Here is a 10,580-nt window from a genome sequence, read left to right on the forward strand (position 1 = left end):
CACCCTGGCCACCGCAGCCAGTGGCGAGCACAGCTGGGTAGCCGGCAATGAAGATCCGGCCAGCTTTGCTGCCCGTTTCCTGGCGCTGGCGCGCGCCAAGCAGCCGGTGCACCCGGCACTGATCAGCCACGATGCCCAGGTGGCACAGGCGCGCGGCGACTATCAGGCGGCCATCGCCCTGTACGAACGAGCCGCTCAGGATCGCAACTACGCCACGCCGACCGAAATCCAGGGGCTGTGGGAGTGCCGCATCGCGCACTACGGCCTGGAAGCTGCGCTCGCCATGCCCTATGTGATGGCCGGTTGCGGCAGCTGGAGCTACAACATCGGCGTATGGCTCAGCTATGGCGCACTGGGTGGCGGTATCGAAGAAAACGACCAGCGCCCCGATGCGGCCGAGGCCCTTGCCACCCGCTATTACGAAGACGGCGTACGCCAGTTCGAACATTTCTTCGAGACCGGCGAAGGCCTGATGCGCGATGGCGACAAGCATGTCTACTCGATGATGTGCAACAACCTGGCGATCCGCTACCGCTACGACCTCGAACAACCCGACCGCGCCTTGCCATTGCATTACAAAGGCATCGCCAGCAGCCCGTTTGCCGAGCACTACGATGGCGTATTTGCCTGCCATCGCATGGCCGAACGCAAGGAAGAGTCGGTCAAGGCGGCCGAGGCGCTGTGGCACTACGTTCAGGAACGCGGCTACAGCCGCTACAACCCCACCGACCATTTCGACGATGTCACCGCAGCCCTGATCGATCTGGGTCGACGCAACGAGATTCCGATCTGGCTGGAACGGCTGGATCACTGGTGGTCGGAACTGGACGAAGAAGATCAGGACAAGCGTCGCTTTGCCTACCACATCGACCTGGTGTTGCTCTTGCTGCGCATCCGCGTTACCCAGCCGGAAGACGCATTGCTGCGGCTGGAGCGCTCGCTGGCCGATGTACGCGCCATCCGCTCGACCTATGCCAACCACTATGCCGGGGTGATGTATGCCGAGGCCGGTCGCCACGAGCAGGCCATAGCCTTGTTCGAAGAGGGGCTGAGCTTCGTCAAGGCGGGCAATGACTACGATGCCGGCCAGGCGACGGAAATCCGCGCAGCCCTGAAAGAAGCCCGAGCCAAGGTAAAAGGACCATGGTGGAAAGTCTGGTAGGCGAGCCGCCCCAGGCTGCCAGCAGCTATGGGGCACGTGATGTGGTCAATGCGCCGTCGGTGCGGCAGGCGATCGAGCGGCGCAGCCAGGCGCGCGGCGACCCGGAGGAGGTACGCGCCTGGCTGCTCAACCATTTTTTTCGCCATCTGATCGGCAACTTCCAGGCAGCCGTGCCGGCGCTGGAGCAGCTGCGCAGCGAGGAACGCGCCCGCGCCCTGTTCGCTCCGGCCCCTGTGCCGGACTGGGTGGCGCGGCGCCTGCAACCGAAGCAGGGCAATGGCGCCGCCATGTGGTGGCTGGTGCCGGATAGCGAAGCCCTGCTGGCGCTGGAGCAACGCTGTGTCGAATTTTTGCTGGCACGGCAGGGCACGGCGCTGGCCGGCAAGCTGATGCGCATTACCGCCCCACAGGCGCTGCAACGCTGGGCGGCCGAGCATGCCGCGTTCCAGGCACGCGCGGCTGCCGGTTGGCGCAGCCACCAGCCGGCAGCGGTGCGCGTCGTGCATCAGGGCGCGCTTGGCCAGTTTGTCGAATTGCTGCCGGACAGCCCCGTGCTGCGCGCCGAAATGGCTTACGAGAGCCAGATGATGCGCCACTGCCTCGGCCAGTTTGCCCAGCGCAATGAGTTGAGCGGCGGCTATGGCGAGCAGTATGCGAGCGCCTGCAGCGCCGGCAAGCTGCGCCTGTTTTCCTACCGCAGCGCCAATCAGGAACCACATATCACCATCAGCGCGATCGTGAGCGAAGGCGGTCGTTTGCAGATCGACCAGATCAAGGGCAAGCAGAACCGCCCGCCGATAGCCCGCTACCGCGACGAGCTGCTTGGCCTGTTGAACCAGCTGCCCACTACCGCAGACACACCGGCCGATGCGATCAAGATGCACATTTTCCGCAGCACCGATGGCTGGCTGCCCATCGAGGCAATCGAGCGCGAGGCCGACCAGCTGGCACTGATCCGCCGCCAACCGGGCCTGATCGGCCTGCTGCCCACGCTCAGCCCGCTGGCGCAATGGCTGGTACTGGCGCGCCAGCCAGCCGGCCTGCACGGCAAGGCGCTGACTGCCGGGGTAGCAGCCGTCAATGCGCAGCAACAAGCGGGGCGACCATGAGTCTGCTCGGCGGCGCCGTCGCCCTGGTCTGGCTGGGCGCCTATCTGGCCAGGCGCAATAGCGCACCCAAGCCGCAGGCACCGCGCTATGTGCTTGGCCCGGGCCAAAATGCCGCACTGGCCTTGGCGCACCCGCAGGCCGTGGGCGCCATGGATGGCGGCTTTGCCGATGAGGTGGCGCCGCGCCTATCCGACAATCTGGTCGCCAGCTTGCGCCGCGTACTGCTGCATGAGCTGGGCCTGCGGGCGGAGCTGGACGATGCCGCCCTCAAGGCCGCCCTGCCGCAACGCCTTGCCAGCCAATGGTATCGGCTCACCCTGGACAAGCTGCGCGACGACGATGACCCGCGCGCCGCCCTGGCCTTTGCCTGTGCCCGCGTCACCTTCCTGTGCCGCACTGCGGCGCTGATCGGTTGGCTGGACGAAGCCAGCGAGTGGCAGATCCTGCAGCTGAATCTGCTACGCGCCAGCGAGTGCTTTGGCAGCTGGCAAGACTATGGCAGCGCCTGGGCACGTGGCCGCCGCCAGTGGGTGGCCAATTCGCGCGCCGACAGCCTGGGCCAGTCATTCAGCGAGCAAGACGTAGCACGCTGGGTGAAACAATCACAACACCCCTGGCACGATTTGCCTTGGCCCACACCGCAGCAGGCTGCGGCCTGGGCCATACCGTCCCCGGCAGACCGCGGCTAGCCCCAGTGGCCGCGCGTGTACGACCGCCTGACGAAACCGACATTCAAATGCAGCGGGGGCCAAGCCAGCGCTCGGCCGCAACGCAGCCATAACTGGCAAAGCAGGCCGCATCACTGTCCGGAGCCTGGTAGCTTGGCGATCCGATATGGCAAGGCCTACTCGAGAGAGGTCGCGGTGGCATGCTCGGGCGCTTGCGGCGGCACGACATACTGGTGCAGCCAAGCCAGAGCCTCTTCTTGATTGGCAAAGGCCCGAAACGGATAGGAAGGCGGGCGAAAGCGCAGGTAGAAGCGCACCGCCATGCGCGCCAGCTGATTGCTGACCACCACCGCCACCGCCCGGCTGACCGCCCGCACCTCGGGGCCGGAACTGAAGGCCTCCGCCTCGGGGGTGGCAGCCATGGTGCCCTGGCCAAGTATCAGCACCGGCAGGGGGCGCGGCGCAATGCGCAAGTGTTCCTGATAGGCAAAGCGGATCGCATCGAGCTCAATGCGCGGCCGCATCCCGTAATCGATACGCAGGATGCCGTCGTCACCTAGCCAGACCTTGGGTGGAATCGTTGCCATCCAGCCATTCAAGTCGCTGCCGGCGCTTTGCGCAAGCGCCACCACAGCCGCGCAGCAAGCAGCAGGGCAAGGCATAGGGCGTAAATCAGCGGCTGGGTATGGTCACGCTTGACCAGCCACCAGTAATGCAGCACGCCCGCCATCGCGATCGGATACACCAGCCAATGCAGGCGCACCCAGTTGCGCTTGAGGCGCCGCATCATGGCATCGGTAGAGGTGATCGCCAGCGGAATCAGCAGGATAAACGCAGCAAAGCCGACGGTAATGAACGGACGCTTGTAGATATCGCGCAGAATGGCCGGCAGCTCGAAAAACTTGTCCAGCCAGATATAGACGGCGAAATGCAGGGAAATGTAGAAAAAGGCAAACAGGCCCAGCATGCGCCGCAGTTTGACCAGCCAGTTCCAGCCGCTGAGTCGCCGTAGCGGCGTGATGGCCAGCGTCGCCAGTAGCGCAGTAAGCCCCCAGGTGCCCAGTGAGCGGATGATGAATTCGACCGGATTGATGGCCGCGCCACTGAGCACGATCCAGGCGCCACGGGCAATGGGCAGCAGGCAGATGATGAACAGGGCGGCTTTCAGGCGGGGGAGATGGGCAGGCTTCATGATGGCTTGGTCGTAGGTGCTGCGGTATTCTGTCGGCATAATTGGCGTTTCGTCGCCACCATTTCCCGTGGGTTCCCTATGCAAAGCTGTATACAGACTGCCCAGCGCCTGGTTGTCAAGGTTGGCTCCTCGCTGGTGACCAATGATGGCCGCGGCCTGGACCATGCCGCCCTGCAACGCTGGGCCGAGCAGATGGCCGCCCTGGCCGGGCTGGGTCGTCAATTGGTACTGGTCAGCTCCGGTGCCATTGCCGAAGGCATTGCCCGGCTGGGCTGGCCGAAGCGGCCCAGTGCAGTTCACGAATTGCAGGCAGCCGCAGCGGTAGGGCAAATGGGGCTGGTAGAGGCCTACGAGCGCGCATTCGCCCAGCATGGCCTGAAAACCGCGCAGATCCTGCTTACCCATGAGGATCTGGCCGACCGCACCCGTTATCTGAATGCCCGCTCCACCCTGCTCACCCTGCTGGAGCTGGGCGTCATCCCCATCATCAATGAAAACGACACGGTGGCCACCGCGGAAATCAAGGTCGGCGACAACGACACGCTAGGCGCACTGGTCACCAATCTGATCGATGCCGACGCGCTGATCATCCTCACCGACCAGCGTGGCCTGTACACCGCCGATCCGCGCAAACAGCCGGATGCGCAGTTTGTCGATGAATATGAAGCGGGCAGGCCGGAGCTGGAAGCCATGGCGGGCGGCGCCGGCAGCGGCGTGGGCACCGGCGGCATGTATACCAAGATCATCGCCGCCAAGCGCGCAGCGCGCAGTGGCGCCAGCACGGTGATCGCCAGCGGCCGTGAAGCACAGGTGCTGACGCGGCTGGCAGCCGGAGAGGCAATCGGCACGCAACTGACCGCCGGGCAGAGCCGGATAGCGGCACGCAAGCAGTGGCTGGCCGATCATCTGCAGGTGCGCGGCACCGTCGTGCTCGATGCCGGTGCCGCCCGTGCGGTGCAGGCCCAGGGCACCAGCCTGCTGCCGATCGGGGTTGTGGCGGTAGAGGGCGAATTTCTGCGTGGCGAGATGGTGCGCTGCACCGGCCCGGACGGACGGGAAGTGGCGCGGGGCCTGATCAATTACGACGCCGCCGACGCACGGCGCATTGTGCGCCTGCCATCGAGCCAGATAGAGGCTACGCTCGGGTTTGTCGATGAGCCGGAACTGATCCATCGCGACAACCTGGTGGTGGTGAGCGCAGCATGAACCACGCCCCTGACGGCTGCCGGCAGGGGATGTCCGGACTGAGTGTCCGCTTGGTCGATATTCGTGTAGTGAGGTGTAAAGATGCTTAGCAAAACCACCATATTGACCAGCCTGATGCTGGTCACCCTGGCGCAGCCAGGCTGGGCGATCAATAAATGCATCGGCCCCGGCGGCAAGATCACCTATACCGACGCCGCCTGTGCCAGCACCGACAAGGCGCAAAAGCTCGAGTTGGTGGTGATTCCACCCAATGACCTCAAGCAGGCCGAGGAAAGCAATAACCGCATCAAACGGACGCTGGAAACGCTGGAAAGCAGCAATCGCCTGCGATCTGACAGCAACGCAGCGCCCGCAGCCGCCCCGGCTGGCGAAAACAAGCGACCGGTTGAAGGCGAAAACACTTCTGAAGGGCGCAGCAGCGACGACGATAAACGCCGCCGCGAGAAAGGCAACCAGTGATCGATCTCCCGCATCGGCAGGGATCGATCTCGGTTCAGACAGTAGCCTTGGCCTCGTTCAGCATCACCTGGATATTGTCCTTGAGCGCCAGGCGCTGTTTCTTCATGGTCTCCAATGCCATATCGTCGAGACGCTCTTCACCGTTCTCGACGCGGGTGATGGCCTTGTCGACCAGCTCATAGTCATCCATCAGGCGCTTGAAGTGGGCATTGCCCATCTTCAGGGCGTGGATGGCATCGCGGAACTCGGGAAATTCGCCGGCAATGGGGTGATGTTCGATATGCATGGTGGGCTCCTTGTTCGAAAGGCCACAGCATAGCCAGCCCAGGCAACGGCACTTTGCGCTGCATCAAGTTTGTGGCAACTGGGTTCCCCCCTGCCATTTGGCAGCCACGGCGCGGGCAGGAGCCAGCCTGAGGTAGAATGCCTCCCACGCCGACCTTGCAGGTCGGCGTTGCCGTTTCTGCGGCAGTTCACCGGCCCGTCCTTTGCGAGGACGACCTTCTGGAGAAAAGCATGACCGAATCGATTGTTGTCGCCGCCCTGTATAAATTCGTCACCCTCGAGGACTACCAGGCGCTGCGCCAGCCTTTGCACGACACCATGGTGCAGCATGGGGTGAAAGGCACCTTGCTGCTGGCCCGCGAGGGCATCAATGGCACCGTGTCGGCCAGCCGTGCCGGTATTGATGGCCTACTGGACTGGCTCAAGCGCGACCCGCGCTTTCACGACCTTGACCACAAGGAAAGCTATTGCGACAGCCAGCCGTTTTATCGCACCAAGGTCAAGCTCAAGCAGGAAATCGTCACCATGGGCGTGCCCAATGTCGATCCGAACGAGAAGGTCGGCCACTATGTCGAGCCGCAGGACTGGAACGCCTTGATCGCCGACCCGGAAGTGTTGCTGATCGACACCCGCAATGACTACGAGGTGGCGATCGGTACCTTCAAGGGTGCCATCGACCCGCATACCGACAGCTTTCGCGAGTTCCCCGCCTATGTGCAACAGCATTTCGACCCGGCCAAGCACAAGAAAGTCGCCATGTTCTGCACCGGCGGCATCCGCTGCGAAAAGGCATCGAGCTATATGCTGGGCGCCGGCTTTGACGAGGTATACCACCTCAAGGGCGGCATCCTGAAGTATCTGGAGACCGTGCCAGAGGAACAAAGCCTGTGGCAGGGCGAATGTTTCGTGTTCGACAACCGGGTAACGGTGCGCCATGACCTGAGCCAGGGCGACTACCAGCTTTGCCATGCCTGTCGCGAGCCGGTGTCGCCCGAGGAGCGGCAATCGCCACACTATGTGGCCGGCATCAGCTGCCCGCATTGCTGGGATACCCTGAGCGAAAAGACCCGCGCCAGTGCTCGCGAACGCCAGAAGCAGATCGAACTGGCGCGTGCGCGCGGTGAGCCCCACCCGATGGGCCACGACCCGCGTGCCGCAGCGCAGGCCAAGCAGAAAAGCGAATAGACCGGTTTTTCGGCATCTGAAATCAGCCCCACTTTTACGGCCATCGCCCGGCCAGATGGAAATCCATGTCCAAGAAACCTGCAGCACCGCGCCAGGCGCCCGCCATCAAGGCCGGGCTGCACCCGCGCAATGCACATCTGCATCGCTATGACTTTGCCTTGCTGATCGCCGCCAGCCCCGAGCTGGCCAGCTTTGTCGCCCGCAATGCCTATGGCGATGAATCGATCGACTTTGCCGATCCGGCAGCGGTCAAGGCGCTCAATCGGGCATTGCTGATCCAGTATTACGGCGTCCGCGACTGGGATATCCCGCCTGGCTATCTGTGCCCGCCGATTCCTGGGCGCGCCGACTATCTGCATTATCTGGCCGACCTGCTGGCCGATAGCGTGGATGGCAAGTTGCAAACCGGCCCGGATATCCGCGTGCTGGATATCGGTTGTGGCGCCAATCTGATCTATCCCTTGATCGGCCAGGCCGTCTACGGCTGGCAATTTGTCGGCAGCGAAGTGGATGCGGACGCGCTGGCCAATGCCGGGCGCATTCTCGCCGCCAATCCGGCGGCGCAGGCGGCCATATCGCTGCGCCTGCAGCGCCAGCCCGAGCTGTTTTTCCGTGAGCTGGTGCACGCTGGCGAGTGCTTTGATCTGTCGATGTGCAACCCGCCGTTTCATGCTTCGCTGGAACAAGCGAGCGCCGGCTCGCAGCGTAAATGGCGCAATCTGGGCAAGCAGCAGGCAGCCGGCCAGCAACCGGTGCTGAACTTCGGCGGCCATGGCGGCGAGCTGTGGTGCGAAGGCGGCGAGGAGGCCTTTATCTGCCGGATGATCGCCGAGAGCGCCAGCATGCCGACCTGCTGCGTCTGGTTTACCAGCCTGGTGTCCAAGGCGGGCAGCCTGCCGGCCATCTACCGCGCACTGCAAGCGGCCGGCGCCACGGCCAGCCACACCATCGATATGGCGCAAGGCCAAAAGCAGAGCCGCATTGTTGCCTGGAGCTTTTTCACCCCGAGCCAGCAGAACGCCTGGCGCAAGATGCGGCAGGGGCGGTAGTCCGTCTTGTAGCACTGCACAACTTTTCGGGTGGATTTGCCTGTAACAAAACTACGCAGCATCAGGGTTTTAGGCTATTTATCAAAGACTTGGCTTGCCCGCATGGCGCCAAAAAGGGATAATTCGCCGGTTTTTTGGCCTGTCATGTGGCAGGCCAAATGCTTTTTCCCGCCCGCGAACCGAGAGAGAAACCGATGGCCGCAACCCGTAGCGAACTCGCCAATGCAATCCGTGCCCTGTCCATGGATGCTGTTCAGAAAGCCAATTCCGGTCATCCGGGCGCCCCGATGGGCATGGCTGAAATCGCATTGGCACTATGGGGTGGCCACCTGAAGCACAATCCGAACAACCCGCAATGGGCCGACCGCGACCGCTTCGTGCTGTCCAATGGCCACGGCTCGATGCTGATCTACTCGCTGTTGCACCTCACCGGCTACGACCTGCCGATCAGCGAGCTGCAGAACTTCCGCCAGCTGCACAGCAAAACGCCCGGTCACCCCGAATATGGCTATGCGCCCGGCGTGGAAACCACTACCGGCCCGCTGGGCCAGGGCATTACCAATGCGGTGGGCATGGCGATGGCCGAGAAGCTGCTGGCCGCCCAGTTCAACCGCCCCGGCCACACCGTGGTCGACCACCACACCTATGTATTCATGGGCGATGGCTGCCTGATGGAAGGCATCAGCCACGAAGCCTGCTCGCTGGCCGGCACCTGGGGCCTGGGCAAGCTGATCGCTTTCTGGGACGACAACGGCATCTCGATCGACGGCCATGTGGAAGGCTGGTTCACCGACGACACGCCCAAGCGCTTCGAATCGTACGGCTGGCAGGTAATTGCCGGAGTCGATGGCCATGATGTCGATGCCGTCAACGCCGCCATCGTTGCCGCCAAGGCCGAAACCGGCAAACCGACGCTGATCTGCTGCAAGACCATTATCGGCAAGGGCTCGCCGAACAAGGCCGGCACCCACGATGTGCACGGCGCCGCGCTCGGCGCGGCCGAAGTGGAAGCCACCCGCGCTGCACTGGGCTGGGCCCATGCGCCGTTCGAGATTCCGGCCGATGTCTATGCTGGCTGGGACGCCAAGGCCAAGGGCGCTGTTGCCGAATCTGACTGGAACAGTAAATTCGCGGCTTACCGCACCGCCCATCCGGAGCTGGCTGCCGAATTCGAGCGCCGCATGAACGGCGAACTGCCAAGCGACTGGGCCGCCCACAAAGCCGCCGCCATCGCCAAGATCAATGAAGCCGCCCAGACCGTGGCCACGCGCAAGGCCAGCCAGATCGCGCTGGAAGCCTTCTCGCCCAAGCTGCCGGAATTTTTGGCTGGCTCGGCCGACCTGACCGGCTCGAATCTGACCAACTGGTCGGGCAGCAAGTGGATCGACGGCGAAGGCAACGGCAACTACATCAGCTACGGCGTGCGCGAATTCGGCATGGCCGCCATCATGAACGGCATGACCCTGCACGGCGGCCTGCGGCCCTATGGCGGCACCTTCCTGATGTTCAGCGAATACGCCCGCAATGCCCTGCGCATGGCTTCGCTGATGAAGATCAACCCGATCTTCGTATTCACCCACGACTCCATCGGCCTCGGCGAAGACGGCCCGACCCACCAGGCAGTCGAGCAGACCGCCACCCTGCGCTATATCCCGAATATGGATGTGTGGCGCCCCTGCGATACCACTGAAACCGCCGTGGCTTGGGCGCACAGCATTGAAGAAGCCAAGCGCCCGAGCAGCCTGGTGCTGAGCCGGCAGAATCTGCCCTTTGTCAGCCGCGATGCCGGCCAGATCGCCGATATCGCCAAGGGTGGCTATGTGCTGCGCGAAGCGACTGGCGGCGCCGCCAGGCTGATCCTGATCGCCACTGGCTCGGAAATCGAATTGGCACTGAAGGCGCGCGAGCAGCTGGAAGCCGAAGGCACGCCAACCCGCGTGGTATCGATGCCCTCGACCAATGTGTTCGACCGCCAGGATGCCGCCTACCAGGCCAGCGTGCTGCCCCGTGGCGTGGCGCGCGTCGCCATCGAGGCCGGCACCAGCGACTTCTGGCGCAAGTACGTGGGCCTGGAAGGCGCCGTGATCGGGATGGACAGCTTCGGCGAATCGGCCCCGGCCGGCGCGCTGTTCAAGCTGTTCGGCTTTACTGTCGACAATGTAGTGGCCAAGGCCCGCGCGGTTTTGGCTGGCTAAGCGCCTGCGCGCCAGTGCCTGTTGGGCGCTGGTGCGCTTTGCCGCCTGAGGGAGGCAAGACTGCCGCAGC

11 protein-coding genes are annotated in these 10,580 nt (G+C 63.7%); 8 read left to right on the plus strand and 3 right to left on the minus strand.

Annotated elements, in window-relative coordinates; genetic code table 11:
• The 3 genes from ACE3OH_RS10130 to ACE3OH_RS10140 all read left to right on the plus strand — a co-directional run.
• The coding region (locus ACE3OH_RS10130; RefSeq protein ID WP_374351514.1) for a hypothetical protein at positions 1-1,162 on the plus strand (1,162 nt) is incomplete at its 5' end.
• Positions 1,144-2,271 (plus strand): hypothetical protein, encoded by a 1,128-nt coding sequence (locus ACE3OH_RS10135; RefSeq protein WP_374351517.1) that lies wholly within the window; start codon positions 1,144-1,146, stop codon positions 2,269-2,271. The genes ACE3OH_RS10130 and ACE3OH_RS10135, both read left to right, overlap by 19 nt.
• Positions 2,268-2,960, plus strand: a complete 693-nt coding sequence (locus tag ACE3OH_RS10140; protein WP_374351520.1) for a DUF1266 domain-containing protein — start codon at positions 2,268-2,270, stop codon at positions 2,958-2,960. Before ACE3OH_RS10135 ends, ACE3OH_RS10140 begins: the two co-directional genes overlap by 4 nt.
• Positions 2,961-3,115: 155 nt before the next feature.
• Here ACE3OH_RS10140 and ACE3OH_RS10145 read toward each other — a convergent pair whose 3' ends face one another.
• Both ACE3OH_RS10145 and ACE3OH_RS10150 read right to left on the minus strand, forming a co-directional pair.
• Entirely contained in the window at positions 3,116-3,526 is a 411-nt protein-coding gene (locus ACE3OH_RS10145) for a hypothetical protein (protein ID WP_374351523.1), read from the minus strand.
• An 8-nt stretch (positions 3,527-3,534) separates the two neighbouring features.
• Complete coding sequence (locus ACE3OH_RS10150; protein ID WP_374351526.1) at positions 3,535-4,170, minus strand: sulfite oxidase heme-binding subunit YedZ; 636 nt, start codon at positions 4,168-4,170, stop codon at positions 3,535-3,537.
• A 39-nt stretch (positions 4,171-4,209) separates the two neighbouring features.
• Between ACE3OH_RS10150 and proB the strand changes: the two genes are divergently transcribed.
• Complete coding sequence (gene proB, locus ACE3OH_RS10155) at positions 4,210-5,337, plus strand: glutamate 5-kinase (protein WP_374351529.1); 1,128 nt, start codon at positions 4,210-4,212, stop codon at positions 5,335-5,337.
• A gap of 81 nt (positions 5,338-5,418) precedes the next feature.
• Positions 5,419-5,796 (plus strand): hypothetical protein, encoded by a 378-nt coding sequence (locus ACE3OH_RS10160; protein ID WP_374351535.1) that lies wholly within the window; start codon positions 5,419-5,421, stop codon positions 5,794-5,796.
• A gap of 34 nt (positions 5,797-5,830) precedes the next feature.
• Here ACE3OH_RS10160 and ACE3OH_RS10165 read toward each other — a convergent pair whose 3' ends face one another.
• Positions 5,831-6,082 carry a YdcH family protein gene (locus ACE3OH_RS10165; protein ID WP_374351538.1) on the minus strand — a complete coding sequence of 84 codons (252 nt, stop codon included), beginning with the start codon at positions 6,080-6,082 and terminating at the stop codon, positions 5,831-5,833.
• 230 nt (positions 6,083-6,312) lie between these two features.
• On the opposite strand from ACE3OH_RS10165, the gene ACE3OH_RS10170 reads away from it, so the two are divergent.
• The 3 genes from ACE3OH_RS10170 (at position 6,313) to tkt (ending at position 10,510) form a co-directional block, all read left to right on the plus strand.
• Positions 6,313-7,266, plus strand: coding sequence for a rhodanese-related sulfurtransferase (locus tag ACE3OH_RS10170; protein WP_374351541.1), 954 nt, complete (start codon positions 6,313-6,315; stop codon positions 7,264-7,266).
• A 65-nt stretch (positions 7,267-7,331) separates the two neighbouring features.
• Positions 7,332-8,315, plus strand: a complete 984-nt coding sequence (gene rlmF, locus ACE3OH_RS10175; protein ID WP_374351544.1) for a 23S rRNA (adenine(1618)-N(6))-methyltransferase RlmF — start codon at positions 7,332-7,334, stop codon at positions 8,313-8,315.
• Positions 8,316-8,509: 194 nt separating this feature from the next.
• Positions 8,510-10,510, plus strand: coding sequence for a transketolase (gene tkt, locus ACE3OH_RS10180; RefSeq protein WP_374351547.1), 2,001 nt, complete (start codon positions 8,510-8,512; stop codon positions 10,508-10,510).
• The last annotated feature ends 70 nt before the right edge of the window (positions 10,511-10,580 follow it).

This window comes from Chitinimonas sp. (genome assembly GCF_041904975.1).
Taxonomy (GTDB): Bacteria; Pseudomonadota; Gammaproteobacteria; order Burkholderiales; family Chitinimonadaceae; genus Chitinimonas.